The sequence below is a fragment of the Streptomyces lusitanus genome, from assembly GCF_042647945.1.
Lineage (GTDB): Bacteria > Actinomycetota > Actinomycetes > Streptomycetales > Streptomycetaceae > Streptomyces > Streptomyces pseudogriseolus.
Genome location: NZ_JBHRWL010000006.1, coordinates 258,498 through 280,386, shown reverse-complemented (window position 1 = coordinate 280,386; position 21,889 = coordinate 258,498). Strand labels below are relative to the sequence as shown.

Below are 21,889 nucleotides of genomic sequence, written 5' to 3'. Positions count from 1 at the left end.
TCGCGCCCATGAGGAAGCGGGCGGTTCAGTCCGCCCTGTCGTACGTCCGCGTGACCGGACCGTCGGGATCGAGCTGGAAGTACAGGGTGTCCTGGTCCTCCACGTAGAGCTGGATCCCGCCGGTGGTACCGAGCCCGCCGTCCTCCACGCCCAGGTACACGAAGTCGTCGGACGTGTCCGGGTCCTCGTAGTCCCAGCTGCCGCTGAAGTCGGCCGGATCGGCGCCCTCGGCCGTCGTCACCCGGGTGGCCGAGAACGTCCCGTCCGCCGACAGCTCGATCCGCCCGCCGTCGTCGTTCCGGTACACACCGGGCAGCTGCTGCGGGTCGATCCCGCCCGCACACCCCGAGGCGAGCAGGGCGGACGAGGCGAGCACGGCGGACAGCCACCGTGCCCGTGCCCTCCCGCGCGTCACGGGCCCAGGGTGACGTCGAACTCGATCACCTGGGTCTTGGGCGACAACGGTCCCTCGTCTCCGACGATCTTGTCGACGAGCGCGCCCACGGTGTCGCTCCACAGGTCCGTGTACCCGATCACCGGGGGGTGCGTCGCCGACTCGATGTCCGACTCGTTGTACGCGGTGTAGCGCCAGGTGACGGAGCCGTCTGCGTTCTCCCGGACGGGCGTCATCCGGACCTGGTGCGAGCCCAGGAACGTGTACGCGAGGTTGCCGGTGAGCCCTGCCGTGGTGAGCGTGCCGTAGTCGGTGAGGTACTTGCCGACGCCGTCGAATCCGCTGAGCTTGTAGTCGTACATGTAGGTGTGGCCCAGCTGGTACTTCCCGGTGCGCTGCCATTCGCGGAGGAAGTAGTCGATCACGCCCCTGGTGTGCGCGTGCTCGCGGTAGAGACGGGTGAACTCGTCGTTCGGGCCGAAGCACTGCGAGCGGGGGCCGTCGCCGGTCAGCCAGCTCCAGCCCAGCTCCCACGGGTTGCTGCTGTTGCTGTGCTCGATCGGGTCCCCGAACGGCGTCAGACAGCTCTCCGCCCCCTCGGGCAGCCCGGTCTCACCGTCGATCGGCACCTTCGCGTTGTCGATGGCGTCCTGCATCGCCTGCCGGATCGCGGCCTGGATCACCAGGATCCGCGCCTCGGTGGCGGCCTTCGCCGCCTGGGCGTACGACTTGCCCGCCGCCAGCTCCGCCTGCCGGGCCGCCGTCGCGGAGGCCTGCGCGTCCGCGGCGAACGCCGCGGCGGTGGACGCGGAGCGCACGGCCCGGTTGGACGCGTCCCGCGCCACGGCGCTCGCCTGGCGTGCCGTCGCCGCCGCGTTCGCCGCGGTCTGCGCGGACTGGGCGGCGGAGGCGGCGGACGCTTCGGCGGCCTCCGCGTTCCGGCGGGCCTCCTCGGCGGAGACCTTGGCGTCCTCCGCCCAGCCCTTGGCCGCGTCGGCCCACTTGGTGGCGTCCTCGCCGGCCTGACGGGCGACGGCCGCCGCCTCGGACGCGTACGCCGCGTCCTCGAGCGCGTCCTGCGCCACCTTGGCCGCCCGGGCGATGGCAGCGCGGATCGCGCTGATGTGCGTGGCGTGATCGTGGTCGATGCGCGCGAACTCGTACTGCGTCGTCCCGATGAACTGGCGCAGCATGTGCGTGTCACCCTCGAGGGCGACCTGCGCCGCGGCCCGTACGTAGGGACCGCCGGACGTCAGGAGCGTGGTGGCCGCCACCCGGTCGTCCTCGTGGACGGCCGCGGCGCGCTCCACGTGCAGGAAGGTGTGCAGCGCCTCGGCGGAGCCGTCCTCCAGGGCGGCCTCGGCGGCCCTCCGCACGGCGGTGCCGGTGGTGGGGTCCGCGAGGAGCGTGGTGACCTCCACCTCGTTGTCGTCCCGGGCCGCCTCGACCGCGCCCTTCTCCAGGAACGTCCTGACGGTGGCGGCGTCCTCGGTGCCCAGCGCCGCGGCGGCGGCCTCGGCGACCTTGCGGGTGGAGATCGCGGCGACGGCCGCGGCGTTCTCCGCGTTGTCCTGTTCCAGGGCGATCAGCCGGTCGGCCTCGATCCACCGCAGGACGTCCTCGTCGGAGCCGGCCAGCGCGAACTCGGCGGCCTCCCGGGTCCAGGTGCCTGACCGGTCGAGGAGCAGGACGGCGGCCTGCCGCCCCTTGTCCACGGCCTCCCCGGTGCGGCCCTCGGCGAACGCCGTGTCCATCGCGGTGATCAGCGCGAGGAGTTCTTCGGAGAGGCGCGACTGCTGCGTGCGCTCCTGGTTGGCGCGTTCCAGACGGTCGGTCTCCTCGCGCCGCTGCTGCCGGGCGACCTCGATCGCTTCCTCGGTCTCCTCGTTCAGCCGGGCGATCTCGGCCTCCCGGGCCTCCTCCTCGACCTCCCGGGCCTCGGTGACGGCGTCGTAGGCCTTGTTCGCGGCCTCGACGGCGGCGTTCGCGGCGGCGGTGGAGCGGTTGGCGTAGTCCACGGCCTTGCCCGCGTTCGCGGCCGCCTCCCTGGCGGCGGCCGCCGCCTTGTCCGCGTGGTCGGCCGCGCTGTCGGCGGCGTCGGCCGCGGTACGCGCGGCGGCCGCCGACCTGCGGGACAGCGTCGAGGCCCGGCTCGCGGCCGCGGTGGCCCGGCCGGCCGCGGCCTCCGCGATCGCGGCCTGGCGCTGCGCCTCGGCGGCCTCGGACTGCGCGGCGCCGGACGCGGCGGCGGCGTCGGCGGAAGCGCGCGCGGCGGCGGCCGAGTTGACCGCCGCACCCGCGGCGGCGTTGCCCGCGGCCTCCGCGGCGTCGGAGGCGAGGGCCGCGAGCCGGGCCTTCGCGGCCACGGTACGGACCCAGTTGACCATGGCCGTCGCGGCCTGCGCCGCCTGGTTGGCGGCCTCCGCCATGCCCGCGTTCTTGGACGCGCTGATCGCGGCGTGGTAGGCGCGTGACGCGGCCCGCCCCGCGGCGGCGGCAGCCGCGGCGGCGGCGTTCGCGGCCGACACCGAACGACGGGCCGCGGCCTGCGCGGTGCGCGAGGCGGACACCGCGGTCGACGCGGCGGCCGCGGCGCCCTGGGCGGCCCGCGCCGCCTTGTTCGCCGCCTTCGCCGAGCGCTGCACGTCCTGTTCGGCGGCCTGCGCCTCGGCCTTCGCCTCCAGCGCGGCCGCCTTGGCCTTCTCGGCGGCCTCGACCGCCTGCTGCGACAGCTCGACCGCCTCGTCGGTCTTGCGCTCGGCGAGCGCGCCCTCCGACTCCACGATCTTGACCAACTGCTGGATCGTGGCCGACTCCTCGTCCCGCGCCCGGGCGATGTACTGCCCCGTCGTCAGGAACCACTGGATCGCCCGCGGCGATCCGTCGTCGAGCGCCCGCTCGGCGTACTCCCGCACCTGCGGCGACGCGGTGACGAGGATGGTGGTGACCTGGACGCGCCGGTCCTCGTGGAGCGCGTCGTACTGTCCGGTGCTGAGGAACGACCGCAGCGCGAAGTCCGTACCGGCCGTCAGCGCCTCGGAGGACTCGCGCTTCACGGCCTTGCCGCCGTGCGCGTTGACGGTGGTGACGGCCACCCGCAGGTCCTCGTGCACCGCCGACTGGAAGCCGCCGGCCAGGTAGGCGGCGACCGCCGCCTCCCCGCCGGACAGCGCCTGTCCGATCCCCGTCCGCGTCGCCTTGCCGGCGCTGACCAGGGCCTGGGTGAGGGTGAACCGGTTGTCCTCGGCGGTGGCCGCCGGCAGCCGCTCGCCGAGGAACGTGGCGATCGCGTCCGCGTTGCCCACGAGCGCCGCCGCGGCGGCCGTGCGCACCGCGCGACCGCCCGTCCGGTACGCCCGCACGACCTTGGCGCGGTCGGTGTCGGGCAGCCCCGCGCCACCGTCGGCGGGCACCGGGTCCGCCGCGTAGGCGGGCAGCGACCCGAACACCCCCAGGGGCATCGCGGTACCTGCCGCGATCCCGCCCAGGATGGCCAGTGACTGGCGTCTGCTGAATATCTCCCGTGCTTGTGGCATCGAGACCCCCTTCTCGGCTCCGAGGGGACGTCCCGCCACCCCCCGCGGTTCAACGCCCTTATGGAAACCGGATCTTGGCGGCCCGTCCAACGCGAAAAAGGGGTGGAAACAGGGTTAACCCACGGTTACGCGCGGTGATGTGCGTCACGTAGAGAAACGGTTGTAGTGCGCTGGGTAAAGATGTGTTTCGGCCTGTGGCATTTCTTGATCAAATCGTCGGAGGGCAGGTTTCGGCGGGGCGGTGCGTCGTTGTGGACCTTCGAAACTTTCGTTGCTTGCGCAGAGGGTTGCGTCGCAATCACTGCGGCGTGCACGCATTGCGCTGAAGGTGCTCGCTGGACATGGTGCCTGGCCTGCGGCGATGGCGCGCGTGGGGTCTCGATCGCGGAGAAGAAGTTTCCGAAAGGCTGCCGAAACTGTTGACACGCTCATGTCGCTCTACGAACACTGTGGCCACCGCACGACAGCCGACCTCCGTCCCCGGCCTCCCACGCCCGGGGACGGTGGCCGGCCATGCAAGGCCGCGGGCGGCAGCAGCCACCCGGCCCCCCACCAGCCTTCATCGGGAGGACGCATGAACCAGGACGGCAAGCGGTTCGAGAACGGGAACGAGCAGAACCCCGCCCCCTTCAGCGGCTTGAGCCGGCGCGGTTTCCTCGTCGGCGCCGGGGCCGGCGCCGCCGCGGTCGTCACCGGGTCCGGGCTGCTGCTGCCCGGCACCGCGCACGCCGCCACCACCATCACCACCAACCAGACCGGGTACGACGGCATGTACTACTCGTTCTGGACCGACGGCGGCGGCTCCGTCTCCATGACGCTCAACGGCGGCGGCAGCTACAGCACCCGGTGGACCAACTGCGGCAACTTCGTGGCCGGCAAGGGCTGGGGCAACGGCGGGCGCAGGACCGTCCGGTACACCGGCTACTTCAACCCGTCGGGCAACGGCTACGGCTGCCTCTACGGCTGGACCTCCAACCCGCTCGTCGAGTACTACATCGTCGACAACTGGGGCAGCTACCGGCCCACCGGTGAGTACCGGGGCACCGTGTACAGCGACGGCGGCACGTACGACATCTACAAGACGACCCGGTACAACGCCCCGTCCGTCGAGGGCACCCGCACCTTCGACCAGTACTGGAGCGTCCGGCAGCAGAAGGTGACCAGCGGGTCCGGCACCATCACCACCGGGAACCACTTCGACGCCTGGGCGCGCGCGGGCATGAACCTGGGACAGTTCAGGTACTACATGATCATGGCGACCGAGGGCTACCAGAGCAGCGGCAGCTCCACGATCACCGTCTCCGGCTGAGCCTGGTCCGGACCCGGACCCGGGCTCGGACCCGGACCCGGGCTCGGACCGGGCCAGGGCTCGGACCCGGACCCGGATGCACTCCCCGGCCGGCGGTCTCGCATAGCGAGGCGCCGGCCGGGGAGTGGCGTATCGGCCGTCCGCACGGGCCGATCCGCTCAGTCCCGGCCGCGGGCGTGGCGGAAGCGGGAGAGTCCCTCGGCGAGATCGACCACCGGGTCGGGGTAGCCGAGGGCGTCGCGCCGGTCCGGCGGGAGACGCCACGGCTCGTGGATCCGCGCGCCGTCGACGTCCGCGAGTTCGGGCACCCAGCGGCGTACGTAGGCGCCGTCCGGATCGAACCGCCGGGCCTGCACCGTGGGGTTGAGGACACGGTGGGGGCGGGTGTCGGTGCCCGTGCCGGCGGCCCACTGCCAGTTGAGCTGGTTGTTGACGACGTCGCCGTCCACGAGCAGATCCAGGAAGTGCCGGGCGCCGATCCGCCAGTCGACGTACAGCGTCTTGGTCAGGAAACTCGCCGCCAGCAGGCGCGCCCGGTTGTGCATCCAGCCCTCGTGACGCAGCTGGCGCATGGCCGCGTCGACGATCGGATAGCCGGTACGCCCCTCCCGCCACGCGGCGATGTCCCCGGCGGCGTCGTCCTCGCCGCGCCACCGGTCGTCGCGGGTGCGGTAGTCCCGCCAGGACACCTCGGGGCGCGCCGCCAGCACCTGGTGGTGGAAGTCCCGCCAGCACAGTTGACGCACGAAAGCGTCCGCGCCCGGACCTGACTGCCCGCGCGCCCGGTGGACCGCTTCCGCCGCGGAGAGCGTCCCGAAGTGGAGATACGGCGACAGCCGCGACGTGGCGTCCCCCGCGAGGTCGTCGTGCCGGTCCGCGTAGGCGGCCATGCCCCCGGAGCGCGACCACCGCGCGAGCCGGTCCCGGCCGGCCGTCTCCCCTCCGGGCGGGAGACCGGGGGAGGTGCCGGACACGTCCGCGCGGTCGGGCAGCGGCTCGCCGCGCACCCCGTCGGGGACGCGTACGGCACGGGGCGCCGCGAGCGGCGTGCGCAGGGTCTCCTGGGACCAGCGGCGCAGGTACGGGGTGAACACGCCGTAGTGGTCCGAGCCGGCCGGGGTCACGGCACCCGGGGCGAGGGCCGTGATCACCGCCTCGTGCACCCGCAGTGCCACGCCGGCGGCGCCGAGTGCGTGGCGCAGCCGCTCTTCACGGCGGTGCGCGTACGCGGTGACGCCCGCGGCCATGTGGACCTCGGCGGCCCCGCACGCGGCGGCCACCGCGCCGACCTCCCGCTCGACCGGCCCCGAGCGGAGCACCAGCCGGCCGCCGCGACGCCGCAGCGAGGCGTCGAGGTCACGGAGGCAGTCGAAGAGGAACGCCCGCCGGTTCGGCGCGTCGAAGCCGGCCGCACGGATGCCGGGGTCCAGGACGAACAGGGGGACTGTCTCGTCCGCGGAGCGCAGCGCGGCGTGCAGGGGTGGGTGGTCGCGCAGGCGCAGATCGGCGGTGAACAGGACCACGGAGACGGTCACGGTGCCACCTCGTTCACGTCCGCGGCCGGGAGTGACGCATGAGGCGCGAGTAACCCGAGCGGGTGCGTGGGAAACGTGCGCGGGAAACGTACGCGGGAAACGTACGCGGTAAACGTCGCCCGTCGCGGGCGGGGTGCGTGACCTGGGCGGGTGGGGTTACTCGTCCGGCATGACTGACACACGGCCCCTCGCACTGATCACCGGCGCGTCCAGTGGCATCGGCCTCGAGCTGGCCCGGCAGTTCGCGTCGCACGGCTACGACCTCGTCGTGAACGCCGAGGACGAGGAGCTGGAGGCCGCGGCCCGGCAGCTGCGCGAGTCCGGTACCGAGGTCCGCGCCGTACGCGCCGACCTGCGGACGGGCGAGGGACGCTTCCTGCTCCTCGACGCGCTCGACGGCCTGACCGTCGACGTCGCCGCCCTCAACGCCGGGGTCGGCCAGGGCGGCGCCTTCGTGGACACCGACCTCACCGACGACCAGGAGGTCATCGACCTCAACGTCACCGCGACCGTACGGCTGGCCAAGCCGCTGCTGCGGGCGATGGTGGCGCGCGGGGAAGGACGGCTCGCCTTCACGTCGTCCGTCGCCGCCCAGATGCCCGGCTCCTTCCAGCCGGTCTACAACGCGTCCAAGTCGTTCGTGCAGTCCTTCGCGCAGGCGCTGGCGGAGGAGGTGAAGGACACCGGGGTGACGGTCACCGCCTTCATGCCGGGCCCGACGGAGACGGAGTTCTTCGACCGGGCGGACATGGCGGACGACACCCGCGTCGGCACCATGAACAAGGACGAGGCCGCTCAGGTCGCCGAGCAGGCGTTCGAGGCGATCGTGAAGGGGGAGAAGAAGGCGGTCACCGGGTCGCTGATGACCAAGGCGCAGGGGCTGGCGGGGAAGGTGTTGCCCGACGGCGTCAAGGCGGCGGCGCATCGGCGGCTGGCGGAGCCGGGGACGGGGGATGGTGCGCGGGACTGACCCGCGACCCGTTTGCTACGGCCACCGGGGTGGCGGGGACTGTCGCACGCCGGGTGCGGGCGGGGTCGTGGCTGGTCGCGCAGTTCCCCGCGCCCCTGTCGACTGCGGGCAGTCGTGCTGCTAGGGGCGGCACCCCGTGAGCGCCGGGTTGTGCAACTCGCCCCCCACGGCCACCGGGGTGCCGGGGACTGTCGTACGCCGGGTGCGGGCCGGGTCGTGGCTGGTCGCGCAGTTCCCCGCGCCCCTGGAGGCGCCTGCCGCACCCCGTGTGTTTCGGCGCGCCCGCCACGGCCACGGGGTCGCGCAGTTCTCCGCGCCCCTGGAGGGGCATCCCGCGTGTTTTGGAGTGTCCGCACGCGTCACCCGTGAACCGCACACCCGCAGGCGTCTCAAGGAGGAAGCCGATGTCGAACCCGCAACAGCCCGAGCTGCGGCGCAGCGACAAGGGTGCGGCCACACCGCAGGACAGTGAGGCTCGCAAGGCGTCCCAGCCCGGCCGGGGCGCGGGCGGCCACGACCACGGCACCGACCGCGGCAACAAGGGCGGCGGACGGGGTGGCGGCAAGCCGCCGGAGCAGCAGCCGGATCATCCGGCCTGAGGAGTGCTGACCGCGAGGGGCGCGCCGTGAACGACGGCGCGCCCCTCGCGTGGGCGTCAGGTCACGGCGGCTGCGGGGCGCCCCGCACCGGCAGCGCCCCCGTCGTGCGGGCGTGGCGGACCGCCTCCTCCGGGGACAGAGTCCCACCGTGCGCGTACGCCTCCGAGAACGCCGGCGAACCCAGCACCGCGCTGGCCGCCCCGGTGATCCGGTCGACGTCGCCGCGTTCGGCGGGTGGCAGAGGCGCCCCCGCCCCGGCGCGGGCCGCGGCGGCCGCGCCCAGCAGGACCGCCGCCGCGGACGCCCCCGTCGCGGTACCGGACAGGGCCGCCGCGCCCGCCAGTCCCTCCAGGGACAGCGCCAGGGCGCGCGGCTCGGCGAGTGTGCGGGCGATCTCCAGGCTCTCCTCGTGGTACGCCACCGCCATGTCCGCGTCGCCGCGCAGTTCCGCGACGAAGCCCAGCTCGGCGCGGAGCAGGTGGTCACCCGAGTCCGACGACACATGAGAGTAGGCGTCCCGCAGCCGCAGCAGGTGCGCCTCCGCCGCGTCGAGGTCGCCCGAGCGTCGCGCGCCCAGCGCCAGTCCCATCCCGGAGTGGATCTCCCCGTACTTGTAGCCCTGCTCGACGGCGATGCGGCGCGCCCGCTCGTGCAGCTCGCGGGCCCGGTCCCAGTCGCCGGCCAGCAGCGCCAGCCGGCCGAGCCCCGACAGCCGCGCGGACACTTCGGCCTCCAGGCCCAACTCCCGCGCCATGCGCAGCCCGTCGTGCTGACGCCGCTCGGCGTCCGCGTACTCGCCCTTGATCTCGGCGAGCGCGGCGAGCGGCGACACCGTCTGCAACTCACCCCAGCGGTCCCCCAGTTCACGGAAGACACGAGCGCTGCGTCCACCGTCGCGGCCCAGTCCGGCGAGGTCCCCGCGGACCAGCGCCAGCGTGGCGCGCAATCCAAGGGCGGCGGCCGTGCCCCAGTCGTCCCGTGCGTCGGTGGACAGGGCGAGGGCGTGGTCGTTCAGCTTCTCGGCGTCGTCCGCGTCGCCCGCGCTGAACAGGCCGTACGCGCACAGCCACAGCGCCCGGGCCCGCCGCACCGGGTCGGGCACGGCGTCCCCGGCCGCCGCCAGCCGGTCGCCCGCGCCGGAGCCGCCCGCCGCCGGTGTCCCGCCGACCACCGTACGGTCGCCGGTCAGCAGCGCGAACGCCGTGTGCAGCAGGCCGAGTTCGGCGTACGCCGGGTCGTCCGGGGAGACCGCCGTCACCGCGGCCAGGCTGCGACGGGCCTCGGTGAGCCGGCCGCGCAACAGCCACCACCACGCCAGCGCCGTGGCCAGCCGCACCGCGTCCTCCGGCTCGCCCGCCTCCGCGCGCCGCACCGCCTCGTCCAGTGCCGCCCGCAGGTTGCCCGCCTCCGCGTCCAGCCGTGCCAGCCACGCCCGCTGCCCGTCGCCCCGCAGCAACGGCTCGGCGCGTTCGGCCAGTTCGCGGTAGTGCCGTAGATGCCGGTCCCGTACGGCGGCGAGGTCCTCCATCTCCCGCAGCCGCTCGACGGCGTACGCGGCGACGGACTCTAGCAGCCGGTACCGCGGCCCGGTCGGACCGTCCGCGACCACCACCAGCGACCGGTCCACCAGCCGGGTGACGAGGCCGGCCACCTCCTCCCGGGCGACCCCGTCGCCCGCGCACACCGCCTCGGCGGCTTCCAGGTCGCAGCCGTCGCGGTGCGCGGCCAGCCGACGCAGCACGATGCGCTCGGGTGCGCCGAGCAGCTCCCAGCTCCAGTCGATCACCGCCCGCAGCGTCTGCTGGCGTGCCGGGGCGCCGCGCCGCCCGGACGTCAGCACGCGGAACCGGTCGTGCAGCCGCGCCGCCAACTCCCGTACGCCCAGCGCGCGTACGCGGGTGGCGGCGAGTTCCAGGGCGAGCGGGATGCCGTCGAGACGGCGGCAGATCTCGGCGATCGCCCGCCGGTCGGGCTCGTCCGGGGCGTCGGGGTCGCGCGGGAAGCCGGGTGACGCGGCGGCCGCCCGCTCCATGAACAGCCGTACGGCGTCCTCGGGCGACAGCGGCTCGACCAGGAACACCGCCTCGCCCGGCAGCCCGAGCGGTTCCTGCCCGGTGGCGAGGATGCGCAGGCCGGGGGCGGAACCGAGCAGCAGCCCGGCGAGTTCGGCGGCGGCGTCGACGACGTGCTCGCAGTTGTCCAGGACGAGCAGGGCGTGGCGGTCGCTCAGCGCGGCGGCCAGGCGGTGCGGCAGCGACGCAGTGGCGGAGCCGGTGCCCGGCAACGGGGCGGGGGCGTCGTCCCGGACGCCCAGGGCGGCGGCGACGACCTGCGCGAGGTCGGCGGCGGTGCCGGTACGGAGGCCGGAGAACTCCACGAGGCGGACGGCGTCCGTGCCGTCCCGCTCGACGGCGGCGGCAGCCGCGACGGCCAGCCGCGTCTTGCCGACGCCGCCGGGGCCGGTGAGGGTCACCAGCCGTGAGACGACAAGGAGTTGGGAGAGGAGGGTGAGGGCGTCGTCCCGTCCGACGAGGGGGGTGAGGGGGACGGGCAGGCGGGAGGGCGCGGCTGTGCTGCCAGAGCGCACGGAGTCCGTCCTCGCGGCGTCGCCCCGGACGGCCCGCACAGGGCCCGTCACCCCCGCCCCCACCTCCTGCCGCAGCACCGCCTCGTGCAGGGCGGCGAGTTCCGGGCTCGGGTCGACGCCCAGCTCCTCGGCGAGGCGTCCGCGCAGGTCCTCGTAGGCGGCGAGGGCCTCGCTCTGCCGGCCCGCCGCGTAGAGCGCCCGCATCTGGAGCGCACGCAGCCGCTCCCGCAGCGGGTACCGGGCCACCAGGTCGGCCAGTTCGCCGGCCAGGAGGGCGTGCCCGCCCGTCTCCAGCCGGGCCTCCGCCCGCGCCTCCAGCACGGACAACCGCTGTTCCGTGAGCCGCAGCGCGGGCCCTTGTGCGAAGGCGGCGTCGCCGAAGTCGGCGTAGGCGGGCCCCCGCCACAGGTCCAGCGCCTCGGTGAGCAGCGCGGCACGGGTGCGGGGGGCGTCGGCAGCGTGGGCCTCGGCCACCAGCGTGCCGAAGCGCTCGGCGTCCACCTCGTCGCCGTCGTCGAGCCGCAACCGGTAGCCAGGCGGCTGCCGCACCACCCGCTCCCGGCCGATCACGCGCCGCAGCTGGGAGACCTTGGCGCGCAGGGCGTCCGACGGGCGGCCGGGCGGCACTTCGCCCCACAGGTCGTCGATGAGCCGGTCGGCGGAGACGGGCGCCCCGTCGTGCGCGAGCAGGTCCGCGAGCAGCGCGCGAACCTTGGCCTCGGGGACCTTGACCTCCCGACCCTCGCCGTCCCACACCACCAGTGGACCGAGTACCCCGAACCGCATGGGCGCCACCGTACCCGCCGCCCCCACGCCACCGGGCGCGGCGACGGCCCGAAGGTTTTCCGAACGTCCCCCGAACCCTCCGCGCGCACAGTCGTCCCACGGCCGGCAACGGGCACCGTGGACGGAGGCAGAGGCACCCATGACCAAGTACGCACACACCGAGGCCCTCGTCGTGGGCCGGTCCGGCGCCATCGGTCTGGCCGTCGCCAAACGTCTGGTGGAGGGCGGAGCCACGGTCACGCTGACCGCCGGCACCCCCGAAGAGCGCGCGCACGCCGTCGCCGAACTGGGGTCGGCCGCGCGGGTCCTCGACCCGTCCGGTGTCGAGGCCGCCCTGGCCGCCCACGCCGGCGACGGCGTCGACCTGCTCTTCGCCGGCGCCGTCCCGGACGCACGGCCCCTGCTGGGTCACCTCCGGGACGGCGGTGCGCTGGTGCTGACCTCGCCGACGCCGTGCCCCGACACCGTACGGGCGCTGGCCGCCGAGCTGGCGGGGCGCGGCATCCGCGTCAACGCCGTGGCGCCGGGCTGTATCGAGGCGCCGGGCTCCGGTGCCGCACCCCTGCCCCCGCTGGGTCGGCTCGGCGCCGCCGAGGAGGTGGCCCGCGCCGCGCTGTTCCTCGCCACCGAGGCGACGTTCACCACGGGCGCCCGCCTCCCCGTCGACGGCGGTCTCGGCACCCCCTGAACCGACGGGCCCCGCTCATTCCCCGACATCCCATCCGAACCTGGAGCACATTCCCCATGAGCACCGCACCCGACACGGCACACGACGCCGCGGCGTCACCCGACCCCGGCCCCAGCTCCGGATCCGGGCGCGGCACGCCCGACAGTGAGGAGAAACTCCCGCTGTTCGCCCTGCTGGCGCTCGCCACCGCCGTCTTCATCACCAGCCTCACCGAGACCCTGCCGGCGGGTCTGCTGCCCGCGATGAGCCGGGACCTCGGGGTGAGCGAGTCCGCCGCCGGCCAGACCGTCACCGTGTACGCCGTCGGCACCGCGCTCACCGCGATCCCGCTCACCGCCGCCACCTCCGCCTGGCGGCGCAAGACGCTGCTGCTCACCGCCGTGGCCGGCTTCGCCCTCGCCAACACGGTGACAGCCGTGTCGTCCCTGTACGGGCTGACCATGGTGGCGCGGTTCGTCGCCGGTGTGGCGGCCGGCCTGGCCTGGGCCCTGCTCGCCGGGTACGCGCGCCGCATGGCGCCCGTGCACCTCCAGGGCAAGGCGATGGCCATCGCGATGGCGGGCATCCCGGTCGCCCTCTCCCTGGGCGTGCCCGCCGGAACCTTCCTCGGCGACTGGCTCGGCTGGCGCGCGGCGTTCCTGTCGATGACGGCGCTCACGGTGGTGCTGTTCGGGTGGATCCTCGCGGTCGTGCCGGACTTCCCCGGGCAGCCGCGCGGCGAACGGCCCCGGCTGCTGCACGCCCTGCGCGTCCCGGGAGTCACCCCGGTCCTGTTCGTCACGCTCGTCTTCGTCCTCGCCCACACCATCCTGTACGCGTACATCGCCACGTTCCTCGAGGACATCGGGATGGGCGGCAGCACCGGCCTGGTGCTCCTGGTGTTCGGCGCCGCATCGCTGCTGAGCATCTGGATCGTCGGCGCGCAGATCAACCGCCGGCTGCGGCTGCTGACCGTCGGCGGCGCCGTGCTGGTGGCCGTGGCCGCCGCGCTGCTGGCCGTCCTGTCCGACAGCACCGCCCTCGTCCACGTCGCGGTGGTGCTGTGGGGCCTCGGCTGGGGCGGTGTGCCGACGCTGCTCCAGACGGCCGTCGGCGACGCGGGCGGCGAGCACGCCGACGCGGCGCAGGCCATGCTGGTCACCCTGTGGAACGCGGCCATGGCGGGCGGCGGCATCGTCGGCGGTGTCCTGCTGGACGCGCTGGGCAGCGACTCGTTCCCCTGGACGGTGGGGCTGCTCCTGCTGCCGGTGATCGCGGTGATCCTGTACGCCCGTCAGGCGGGCTTCCCGGCCCGCCGGCCGGGAGCCACGGCGGAGGGCCCCGCCCCGGAGCCGGCCGCCTGACACCGCGGGGCGCCGGAGGACCCGCCGGGGTGCCGGAACAACCCCGGAGGGCGGGTAGCGCGACCCGGCCTCCGGGGTCAACTCGCCTCCGGCGACGCCGTGTTGACCGCCGCCACCAGGCTGCTCCGGCATATGTTCATTATTTGTTGACACTTCGCCCTGAGACCCGCCGAGTGCCCCTCCACCACTGGTGAAACGGCGTCCGGCCGCCCTGTCGTGCGCTGCGCGTACACCTGATGACACTGCGTCGTCGCAGGTCACGGCGCGAGTTCGTGAAATCGGGCGGGCGCACCGGCCAAACCGCGGTCCGAACGGTACGTTCACGTCGTACGTGTGTGCCATGCAGCCATCCGGAGGCGGGCGGCAGCGAGGAGCGAGGGGGGAGAAGCGTCCCATGTCGTCGAGTGAGGTGAGCGCGGCGGTGCCCGACGAGGGCACCGGACTGCGGAGCTTCATGGACGAGGTGTTCCAGGCGTTCCAGCGCTCTGAACAGCGCCGCTGGGCCCAGGCGTACCTGTGGGCGCTGCTCCACGCGTCCGGCAAGAAGACCCCGCGGAGCATGGCGCTGGCGACGTCGTTACCGCCGGCCGCCGCGCATGGCCTGCACCAGTTCATCAATGCGAGCCCCTGGGACTGGGCCCCGGTCCGCCACCGCCTCGCGCGGCGGGTGGCCGAGACCGCCACGCCGTACGCCTGGACCGTCGCCGAACTTCTCATCCCTAAGCGCGGCGAGCACTCGGTGGGCGTGCACCGGCGCGTCGACCGGGTCACCGGACGCACCGTCAACTGCCAGCGGGCGCTGGGTCTTTTACTCGCCGCGGGCGGCCACTGCTACCCGGTCGACTGGAGCCTGGTGCTGGGCGGCGGCTGGAACGCCGACCCGGAGCGCATGCGCCGGGCGCGCATCCCCGCCGCCGAGGCGGGCCGCACGGTCGCCGACCACGTCGTCGGGTACGCCGCCGGCGTGGCCGCCCAGCCGTGCCTGGCGGACCTGCCCTGGGTGCTGGACCTGACGCGGTGCGACGACGCGGCCGGGGTGCTGGCCGGGCTCGCCCGGCACGGCGTCGACGTGGTGTGCGAGGTGTCCCCCGACCAGCCGGTGCTGGCGGATCCGCACTCGCCCGCCGTGACCACCGTGCGCGCGCTCACGCAGGTCCGAAGGGCCCGGTACACGCAGGTGCTGCTGCGCCACGGCCCCGACGGGCGGGAGGTGCTGCGGGCGGTGCCGGTCCACGCCTACGCGGCCACGGTGCGGGTGCCGGGCCCGGGCGGCGTGGACGGCGCCCGGGCGTACCGCGCCCTGGAGCGGCCCGACCCGCAGGGGCGGCGGCCCGCCCGCTACTGGCTCACCACGCTCACCGGGCGCCGCGTGGAGGACGTGCTGAGACTCGCCCGCGGCCACACGGCGGCCCTCACGGCCGTGGCCGCGCTCGGCCGCTTCGGGGTCCTCGACTTCGAGGGCCGCTCCTTCCCCGGCTGGCACCACCACATGACCATGGCCTCGGCCGCCTACGTCTACCGCCGGCTCACCCGCTCCACCGGCTCCGTCGTCCCCGAACCGCCCCACGCGCCCCCCGACGCACCGTCCTGCGCACCGGACCCGCCGGGCGCACTGACCGGCGCACGCAACTGACGGCGAACCGAGGGGGAGGGTGGGACACGTGAGGCGGGTCCTCGTGGTGGAGCCGGACGGCGCCGCCGCCGCGGCCATGGTGCGCGACCTGCGGCGACAGGGGTTCACCGCACGCGCCGCGGGCACCGGCGAGCAGGCGCTGCGCGTCTGCGCGGACGCCGATCTGGTGCTGTTCTCCCTGAACCTGCCCGACGTGGACGGGCTGGAACTGTGCCGGTCCCTGCGGAAGAGGGGCGACACGGCGCTGATGGCCGTGACGGAGACCGACGACGGACTGGAACGGGTACTCGTCCTGCACGCGGGCGCGGACGACTGCGTGGTGAGAACCTGGGGATTCCGCGAAATGGTCGCCCGTATCGAGGCCGTACTGCGCCGCGCCCGCCCCCGGGACGTATTTCCCGAGACGATTTCCCTGCACGGGCTGCGTATCGATCCGCGGCGCCGGGAAGTGTGTGTGGGAAACCGGCCCGTCGAGGTCACCTCGAAGGAATTCGAGTTGCTCTACACACTCGCCGCCACGCCCGAGAAAGTCGTCACCAGAAAAGAATTGATGGCGCGGGTGTGGGGCAGTGACTGGGGCCATACCAGTCGCACCATCGACACCCATGTCAGCAGCCTGCGTGCGAAACTCGGCTCCACCGGCTGGATCATCACCGTCCGGGGCGTGGGCTACCGCATGGGGCACGCCTGGCGGGTGCCCGAGACCTCCACGGGCTGAGCGGGCGGGCGGCCCGTGAGCCGCCCGCCCCGTCCCCCCGTCACACGGGCGCGCCCTCCAGCCGCCGCAGCAGCGGATGCGGGGCCGCGCCGTCCTGTCCCGCCGCGTGCCGCGCCCACCAGGCCGACGCCAGGTTCGACGACAGCAGCGTCCGCCGCGGCTCCCGAGCGGCCAGCTCCGTGAGCGCGGCGAGCGTGCCCATGCCCGTCCCGGTGAACAGCAGCGCCGACCCGGCGGGCAGCTCACGCCCGCGTATCCGCCGCAGGATCGCGTCGGTGGTCACCCGGTACGGGTCGTACAGCGGCCCGCCCTCGGCGTCCTCGTCCACCGCCGGCACCGTCACCACCCCGTCCACCACGAGGCCGGCCTCCTCCCAGAAGGCGCGGGAGGCGTCGGTCAGCCACGGCTCGTAGGGGGAGACCAGCGTCAGGCGGGTCACCCCGAGCGCCGCGCAGACCGCGAGGGTCGCCCGTGTCGAGGAGGCGACCGGCGCCCCGGTCCGCCGGGACAGCTCCGCGCAGAACTCCCGGTCGCCGTCCGGCCCCAGCAGATAGTGCGAGGCGCTGCACGCCACCACCGCCGCGTCCAGCCGCAGCGCCCCGAAGGAGCCGAGCACATCCGGCAGCACCTCGTTGTACGTCTCCAGCATGGCCCTGAGCCCCAGACCCGGCGTCACCGGGAAGCGGGCGGTGTACACGTTCGTGCCGGCGCCGAGCAGCCGGTTCAGCTCCGGTTCCGCCGTCGGGTTCTCGGGCGGCACGACAACCCCCAGCCGGGGCAGCGAAAAGTAGTCCATGACCGCACCGTAGGGCGCGCGTCACCACCGTGATCCAGTGGTCGCACGTGAATTCGCGGGCACGCCACACACTTCTTGCACGGCCTTTCTCCTCTGACATTCCCTGACACTGCGCCACACAGAATTGACACCGACCCTGTTGTGATTCCCGGACGGGCCACGAAGGATGGACACCGGTGATCGGCACCGGATTCCGCAAAGGCGGTCCACCGTGCTGCCGATCCTTTCCGATGACCGAATGCGTGAGTGACGAGGAGTGAGGGACATGGCCTTGGCAGGCGAAACCGGGGCGCTGGAAACGCCGCCCCGCATATCCGACGCCACCCTGCGGGACTCCGCACACATGGCCGGCGTCGAGTTCGGCCCCGAGGACGCGGCCGCCATCGCCGGTCTGCTGGTGCGTACCGGGGTCGAGCTGGTCGAGGTGGGGATGGTCTCGGGACCGGGCTCCAAGGACGCCGACCTCGTCCTGGCCGCCCACGAGGCGGTCGGGCCCGAGCGCAGCATGACGCTCCTCGTGGTCCGCGACCGCCGCCAGGTCGCGAGCGCCCTCGACGAGGCCGAACGCCTGGGCGTGCGGCACATCATGTACTCCATCCCCACCTCGGAGCAGCACGCCCGGCTCAAGCTCGACTCGCCCAGCCCCAAGTTCCTCCAGGCGCTGGCGCGTTCGGCCATCACCCAGGCCAAGGAGCGCGGCTTCCACGTCACGTTCAGCGGCGAGGACGGCGCCCGCACCCCCAGGGAGCGGCTCGTCCCCTACGTCGAGGCCGGGTTCGCGGCGGGCGCCGACCGGTTCCGGCTCGCGGAGACCGTCGCGTACCTCTCGCCGTGGCAGATGGAGCGGGTGATCGGGGACATCGCCGCGATCGACGGCGCCGAGATCGAGATCCACTCGCACAACATGCTCGGCATGGCCGTCGCCAACTCCCTGGCCGCCGTCCGGGCCGGCGCCCGCTGGATCTCCGCGACCGTCGGCGGCATCGGCGAGCGCGGCGGCAACGCACCGCTCGCCGAACTGCTCACCACACTGCGCGTCATCCACGGCGACACCCGCTTCGACCTGACCCACCTCACCGAGCTGTCCCGGCTCGCCCTCCGGGGCGCCGGACTCGGCGACGCCTTCCAGTCCGGGCCCACCACCCCGCACGCCTTCGCCTACGAGCTGCCCGGCCAGCTGAACCATCCCGAGGCGTACGAGACGCTGCCCGCCGAACTCGTCGGCAACCGGCGCGCGCTGCGGGTCCGCAGCCGTCTCACGCCCGCCCTCGTCGGCTGGGCGCTGGCCGGCTCGGGCCTCGACGTCGACCTCGAGGCCTTCACCGCCTGGCTGACCGAGCGGCAGGAACGCGACGGCCGCCCGCCGCTCGACCGTGACGCGATCCGCGAGGCAGCCGCCGCCTTCCGCCCGGTCCCCGCCTGACCCGGGGCCGTCCGGCCTCTCACCCGCATCAAGCCGTACCCCCACCGACCCCACGGAGCTGAACCATGTCCACCGCCCCCCTCACCGGCGTCTGCCCCGAGTGCGAGACCGACCTCACCGTCCCCCCGGTCACCGCGGGCGAGACCCTCTCCTGCCCCGAATGCGTCCTCACCCTGCGCGTCGAGTCCGTCGAGGACGGCCGGCTGACGCTGGAGACCGTCGAGGTCCAGCTCCGCGACTGGGGACAGTGACATGGCCGCCGTGCGCACCGCCGCCCTCGTCGCGGACCGCGTCGCCTGGGAGGAGCGCCTGCTCATCGAGGCGGCCCCAGCCTTCGGACTGCGCCTCGACTGGGTCAACGACGAGTCCCTCGCCCTCGGCCACCCCGACGCCCCCGCCCTGCGCGGCTACGACACCGTGCTGATCCGCAGCCGCAGCTACACCCGCGGCGGACTGATCGCCACCCTCGCCGAAGCGGCCGGGATCCCCACCCTCAACACCGCCCGCGCCATCCACGCCTGCGAGAACAAGGCCGCCCTGCGGGCCCTGCTGCGCACCGCGGGCGTGCCCGTGCCCGACCACCGGCTGGTGCTCTCCCGCAAGGACTTCGACAAGGCGCTCGCCGAACTGCCCCCGCCCGTCGTGCTCAAGCCCGTCTTCGGCGGCATGGGCCGGCGCGTCACCCTCATCCGGGACGCCGACACCGCCCACTCCGTCTACGACTACGTCGAGGACCTCGCCCACGCCTTCGAACAGGCCGGCCTGGTCGAGCCGTACCTCGGCGGCGCGTCCGTACGCTGCCTCGTCGTCGGCCGCGAACTGGTCGGCGCCGCCGAGTTCACCAGCGGCGGCTCCGACTGGCGCAACAACGCCGCCCTCGGCAACACCCACCGGGCCGCCGGCCACGACCCCGACGTCGTCAAGACCGTCGACGCCGTGATCGACGCGCTCGGGCCCGGCATCTACGGCGTCGACCTCTTCCGCACCCCCGACGGCCCCGTCGTCAACGAGGTCAACCACGCCCCCGGCTTCCGCGCGGTCGCCGCCGCCACCGGAGCGGACGTCCCCTCGGCCGTCGGCCGCTACGTGCAGGAGCTGCTCACATGATCCGCGCAGGAGTCGTCGGCGCCTCCGGGCTGGCCGGCGGCGAACTCGTCCGGCTGATCACCCAGCACCCCGACCTCGAACTCACCTTCCTCGGCGGCTCGTCCAGCATCGGCAGGCGTCCGTCCGAACTCCACCCCGGGCTGCGCGTCGGCCACCAGCTGACCGTGCGGCCCGTCACCGAGGCGACCGCCGACGAGGTCGACGTGCTCTTCCTCGCCACCCCGGCGCCCGTCTCCGCCGAACTGGCCGCCCTGCTCGCCGACCGCGTCCCCGCACTCGTCGACCTCAGCGGCGCCTTCCGCATCCGCACCCCGGACCTGCACGACCGCTGGTACCCGAAGGCGCGCCGCCGCCCCGACCTCGCCGAACGCTTCGTGTACGGCGTGCCGGAACTGATCGGCGACCGGCTGAAGGACGCCCCGCTGATCTCGCTGCCCGGCTGCTACGCCACCGCCATCACCCTCGGCCTGGCCCCGCTCACCCTCGGCCTCGGGCTCGACCTGGGCACCGTCGTCGTCGACGGCAAGAGCGGCTCCAGCGGCGGCGGACTGCACCTGCGCACCGCCGACCTGCACCCCTACCGCTCCGGCGCCATCGCCCCGTACGCGCCCACCGGGCACCGGCACGCCGCCGAGGTCGCCGACTTCCTGGAGCACGCCCGCCCCGGCTCCGTCACCCGGCTGTCCATGTCCGCGTACGGCGTCTCCCACGTCCGGGGCCTGCTCACCTCCTCCTACGTCCTCACCGACGAGGCGGTCGACGCGCGCGAGCTGGCCCGCGCCTACCTGCGCTTCTACCGCGGCAAACCCTTCGTCCGGGTGCGGCGGCACGAGGAGACGCTGATCCCGGTGCCCGACCCGCAGGCCGTCCTCGGCTCCAACTACGCCGACGTCACCGCCCTGTACGACGAGGACGGCGGCCGCGTCGTGGTGCTCGCCGCCCTCGACAACCTCGTCAAGGGCGCCGCCGGACAGGCCGTGCAGGCCGCCAACCTGCGCTTCGGCCTGCCCGAGGAGACCGGGCTGACCCAGCAGCCCGTGGTGCCGGCATGAGCGCGCACGGCACCCTCCCCACGGTGGTGAAACTCGGCGGCAGCTGCCTCGCAGACCTGGACGGCGGCTGGTGGGACGACCTCGCCCGGCACGGGCACGAGCACCCCCTGATCCTCGTCCACGGCTGGTCCAGGCCGCTGCGGCGGCTGCGCCCCGAGTACGGCGAACCCTCCGCGGTCCTGCGCGACCGCTACGGCAACCAGAGCCGCTGGACCACGCCCGAGGTCGTCGAGGACATCAAGACCGTCAGCGCCGAGCTTGCCGGGACCGTCCTGCGGCGGCTCGCCGACCGCGGCGTCACCGGGGCACGCCTCCTCGGCAGCGACGGCCTGGTGCGCGCCGGCGAGGGCGAGCGCTGGTGGTGGCGGGACAAGCAGCTCGTCGAACTGGAGAACCTCGTCGGCCCCATCACCGGCGTCGACCCCGCGCCGTTGCGGGACCTACGGCCCGGACACGCCCGTCTGGTCACCCCACTCGCCCGCAACGCGGCGGGACAGGAGGTCAACACCGACGCCGACCGGGCCGCCGCCGCACTCGCCGCAGCCGTCGGCGCCACCGCCCTCGTGCTGGTCACCGACGTCACCCATCTGCTCATCGACGGCCGGCCCGTGCACCGGATCGGCGCCCGGGAGGCGGCCGCGTTCCGCGACGGCGGCGCCCGGGGCGGCATGCGCAAGAAGCTGCGGGCCGCCGGCGAGGCCCTGGACGGGGGAGTGGCCCGCGTCGTCATCGGCAGCGCGCCCGTCACCGAACTGCTCGCCGGACGCACCGGCACGCACCTCACCGCCTCGCCCGCCCCGGCCCCCTCCTCAGGAGCGCGCGCATGACCCAGCCCCGAGTCCTGGTCGTCGACAACGGCACCCTGTCCCTGCCCCAGCTGTGCCGCCGCCTCGAGCAGCTCGGCTCCCTCACCGAGACCGTCAAGGCCGCGTCCGTACCCACCCGGCTGACCGGACGCCACCAGGCGATCGTGCTCAGCGGCACCAAGGTGCGCGCCTGGGACCAGGCGTACTACCGCCCGCTGATCGACCTCGTCACGCACGCCGCCGTACCCGTCCTCGGCATCTGCGGCGGCATGCAGCTCCTCGCCGTCGCCGCCGGCGGCCGGCTCGCCGAGGGCCCGCAGCGGGTCGGCGGCCACGAGGCACAAGTCGACACCGCGGAACCGCTGTTCAGTCACGTCAAGCCGACCGTCACCGTGTTCCACCGGCACACCCTCTACCTCCAGCAGGCGCCGCCGGGCTACCGCGTCATCGGGCGCTCCGCGCAGGCGCCGGTGGAGTTCCTGCGCTCCGACGACGGCCGCGTCCTCGGCGCCCAGGCCCACCTGGAGTTCCGCAAGGACGGCCTGGAGATCCTCCGCGGCTTCACCGACCTGTACCGGTGAGACCGCCCGCCCCCGACCCGCCCCTT

At 74.3% G+C, this 21,889-nt stretch carries 18 protein-coding genes; 13 read left to right on the top strand and 5 right to left on the bottom strand.

The features are described from left to right. Positions 1-25: 25 nt before the first annotated feature. Both ACFOSY_RS10790 and ACFOSY_RS10785 read right to left on the bottom strand, forming a co-directional pair. The gene (locus ACFOSY_RS10790) at positions 26-415 is read right to left on the bottom strand and encodes a hypothetical protein (protein WP_394306533.1); all 390 of its coding nucleotides are present in this window, start codon (positions 413-415) and stop codon (positions 26-28) included. Next, positions 412-3,930: an ALF repeat-containing protein gene (locus tag ACFOSY_RS10785; protein ID WP_394306532.1), complete on the bottom strand. Its 3,519-nt coding sequence runs from the start codon at positions 3,928-3,930 to the stop codon at positions 412-414. Before ACFOSY_RS10785 ends, ACFOSY_RS10790 begins: the two co-directional genes overlap by 4 nt. 574 nt (positions 3,931-4,504) lie before the next feature. On the opposite strand from ACFOSY_RS10785, the gene ACFOSY_RS10780 reads away from it, so the two are divergent. Next, entirely contained in the window at positions 4,505-5,239 is a 735-nt protein-coding gene (locus ACFOSY_RS10780; protein ID WP_394306531.1) for a glycoside hydrolase family 11 protein, read from the top strand. Positions 5,240-5,397: 158 nt separating this feature from the next. Here the strand turns inward: ACFOSY_RS10780 and ACFOSY_RS10775 are convergent, their stop codons facing one another. After that, positions 5,398-6,774 (bottom strand): cryptochrome/photolyase family protein, encoded by a 1,377-nt coding sequence (locus ACFOSY_RS10775; protein ID WP_394306530.1) that lies wholly within the window; start codon positions 6,772-6,774, stop codon positions 5,398-5,400. Positions 6,775-6,943: 169 nt separating this feature from the next. Between ACFOSY_RS10775 and ACFOSY_RS10770 the strand changes: the two genes are divergently transcribed. Continuing rightward, the gene (locus ACFOSY_RS10770) at positions 6,944-7,744 is read left to right on the top strand and encodes an SDR family NAD(P)-dependent oxidoreductase (protein ID WP_394306529.1); all 801 of its coding nucleotides are present in this window, start codon (positions 6,944-6,946) and stop codon (positions 7,742-7,744) included. 404 nt (positions 7,745-8,148) lie between these two features. Further along, entirely contained in the window at positions 8,149-8,343 is a 195-nt protein-coding gene (locus ACFOSY_RS10765) for a hypothetical protein (RefSeq protein WP_394306528.1), read from the top strand. A 61-nt stretch (positions 8,344-8,404) separates the two neighbouring features. On the opposite strand, the gene ACFOSY_RS10760 is transcribed toward ACFOSY_RS10765, so the two are convergent. Beyond that, positions 8,405-11,716, bottom strand: coding sequence for a BTAD domain-containing putative transcriptional regulator (locus ACFOSY_RS10760; protein ID WP_394306527.1), 3,312 nt, complete (start codon positions 11,714-11,716; stop codon positions 8,405-8,407). Positions 11,717-11,855: 139 nt separating this feature from the next. Here ACFOSY_RS10760 and ACFOSY_RS10755 point away from each other — a divergent pair, with 139 nt between their 5' ends. From ACFOSY_RS10755 to ACFOSY_RS10740, 4 genes are all read left to right on the top strand, one after another. Then, on the top strand, positions 11,856-12,404 hold the full coding sequence (locus ACFOSY_RS10755) for an SDR family oxidoreductase (protein WP_394306526.1): 549 nt from the start codon (positions 11,856-11,858) through the stop codon (positions 12,402-12,404). Between the two features lie 56 nt (positions 12,405-12,460). Then, a complete protein-coding gene (locus ACFOSY_RS10750) occupies positions 12,461-13,747 on the top strand; it encodes an MFS transporter (protein WP_394306525.1) in 1,287 nt (428 codons plus the stop codon). A gap of 394 nt (positions 13,748-14,141) precedes the next feature. Next, complete coding sequence (locus ACFOSY_RS10745; RefSeq protein WP_394306524.1) at positions 14,142-15,380, top strand: IS701 family transposase; 1,239 nt, start codon at positions 14,142-14,144, stop codon at positions 15,378-15,380. A gap of 28 nt (positions 15,381-15,408) precedes the next feature. Then, positions 15,409-16,098 (top strand): response regulator transcription factor, encoded by a 690-nt coding sequence (locus ACFOSY_RS10740; RefSeq protein ID WP_394306523.1) that lies wholly within the window; start codon positions 15,409-15,411, stop codon positions 16,096-16,098. 40 nt (positions 16,099-16,138) lie between these two features. Here ACFOSY_RS10740 and ACFOSY_RS10735 read toward each other — a convergent pair whose 3' ends face one another. Next, positions 16,139-16,894, bottom strand: a complete 756-nt coding sequence (locus ACFOSY_RS10735; RefSeq protein WP_394306522.1) for a maleate cis-trans isomerase family protein — start codon at positions 16,892-16,894, stop codon at positions 16,139-16,141. A gap of 265 nt (positions 16,895-17,159) precedes the next feature. Here ACFOSY_RS10735 and ACFOSY_RS10730 point away from each other — a divergent pair, with 265 nt between their 5' ends. The 6 genes from ACFOSY_RS10730 (at position 17,160) to ACFOSY_RS10705 (ending at position 21,863) form a co-directional block, all read left to right on the top strand. Beyond that, complete coding sequence (locus ACFOSY_RS10730) at positions 17,160-18,317, top strand: isopropylmalate synthase (RefSeq protein ID WP_394306521.1); 1,158 nt, start codon at positions 17,160-17,162, stop codon at positions 18,315-18,317. A 65-nt stretch (positions 18,318-18,382) separates the two neighbouring features. Beyond that, a complete protein-coding gene (locus ACFOSY_RS10725) occupies positions 18,383-18,568 on the top strand; it encodes a lysine biosynthesis protein LysW (RefSeq protein ID WP_394306520.1) in 186 nt (61 codons plus the stop codon). Between the two features lies 1 nt (position 18,569). Next, positions 18,570-19,424 carry an ATP-grasp domain-containing protein gene (locus tag ACFOSY_RS10720; RefSeq protein WP_394306519.1) on the top strand — a complete coding sequence of 285 codons (855 nt, stop codon included), beginning with the start codon at positions 18,570-18,572 and terminating at the stop codon, positions 19,422-19,424. Then, positions 19,421-20,476 carry an N-acetyl-gamma-glutamyl-phosphate reductase gene (argC, locus tag ACFOSY_RS10715; RefSeq protein ID WP_394306518.1) on the top strand — a complete coding sequence of 352 codons (1,056 nt, stop codon included), beginning with the start codon at positions 19,421-19,423 and terminating at the stop codon, positions 20,474-20,476. Before ACFOSY_RS10720 ends, argC begins: the two co-directional genes overlap by 4 nt. Further along, entirely contained in the window at positions 20,473-21,303 is an 831-nt protein-coding gene (locus ACFOSY_RS10710) for an amino acid kinase family protein (protein WP_394306517.1), read from the top strand. Before argC ends, ACFOSY_RS10710 begins: the two co-directional genes overlap by 4 nt. After that, entirely contained in the window at positions 21,300-21,863 is a 564-nt protein-coding gene (locus ACFOSY_RS10705; RefSeq protein WP_394306516.1) for a type 1 glutamine amidotransferase, read from the top strand. Before ACFOSY_RS10710 ends, ACFOSY_RS10705 begins: the two co-directional genes overlap by 4 nt. Positions 21,864-21,889 lie beyond the last annotated feature (26 nt).

Bases quoted from the DNA above. Each gene is read 5' to 3' on its own strand.
- ACFOSY_RS10785 (WP_394306532.1), bottom strand. From the start codon at position 3,930: ATGCCACAAGCACGGGAGATATTCAGCAGACGCCAGTCACTGGCCATC.
- ACFOSY_RS10780 (WP_394306531.1), top strand. From the start codon at position 4,505: ATGAACCAGGACGGCAAGCGGTTCGAGAACGGGAACGAGCAGAACCCC.
- ACFOSY_RS10770 (WP_394306529.1), top strand. From the start codon at position 6,944: ATGACTGACACACGGCCCCTCGCACTGATCACCGGCGCGTCCAGTGGC.
- ACFOSY_RS10765 (WP_394306528.1), top strand. From the start codon at position 8,149: ATGTCGAACCCGCAACAGCCCGAGCTGCGGCGCAGCGACAAGGGTGCG.
- ACFOSY_RS10760 (WP_394306527.1), bottom strand. From the start codon at position 11,716: ATGCGGTTCGGGGTACTCGGTCCACTGGTGGTGTGGGACGGCGAGGGT.
- ACFOSY_RS10755 (WP_394306526.1), top strand. From the start codon at position 11,856: ATGACCAAGTACGCACACACCGAGGCCCTCGTCGTGGGCCGGTCCGGC.
- ACFOSY_RS10750 (WP_394306525.1), top strand. From the start codon at position 12,461: ATGAGCACCGCACCCGACACGGCACACGACGCCGCGGCGTCACCCGAC.
- ACFOSY_RS10745 (WP_394306524.1), top strand. From the start codon at position 14,142: ATGTCGTCGAGTGAGGTGAGCGCGGCGGTGCCCGACGAGGGCACCGGA.
- ACFOSY_RS10735 (WP_394306522.1), bottom strand. From the start codon at position 16,894: ATGGACTACTTTTCGCTGCCCCGGCTGGGGGTTGTCGTGCCGCCCGAG.
- ACFOSY_RS10730 (WP_394306521.1), top strand. From the start codon at position 17,160: ATGGCCTTGGCAGGCGAAACCGGGGCGCTGGAAACGCCGCCCCGCATA.
- ACFOSY_RS10725 (WP_394306520.1), top strand. From the start codon at position 18,383: ATGTCCACCGCCCCCCTCACCGGCGTCTGCCCCGAGTGCGAGACCGAC.
- ACFOSY_RS10720 (WP_394306519.1), top strand. From the start codon at position 18,570: ATGGCCGCCGTGCGCACCGCCGCCCTCGTCGCGGACCGCGTCGCCTGG.
- argC (WP_394306518.1), top strand. From the start codon at position 19,421: ATGATCCGCGCAGGAGTCGTCGGCGCCTCCGGGCTGGCCGGCGGCGAA.
- ACFOSY_RS10710 (WP_394306517.1), top strand. From the start codon at position 20,473: ATGAGCGCGCACGGCACCCTCCCCACGGTGGTGAAACTCGGCGGCAGC.
- ACFOSY_RS10705 (WP_394306516.1), top strand. From the start codon at position 21,300: ATGACCCAGCCCCGAGTCCTGGTCGTCGACAACGGCACCCTGTCCCTG.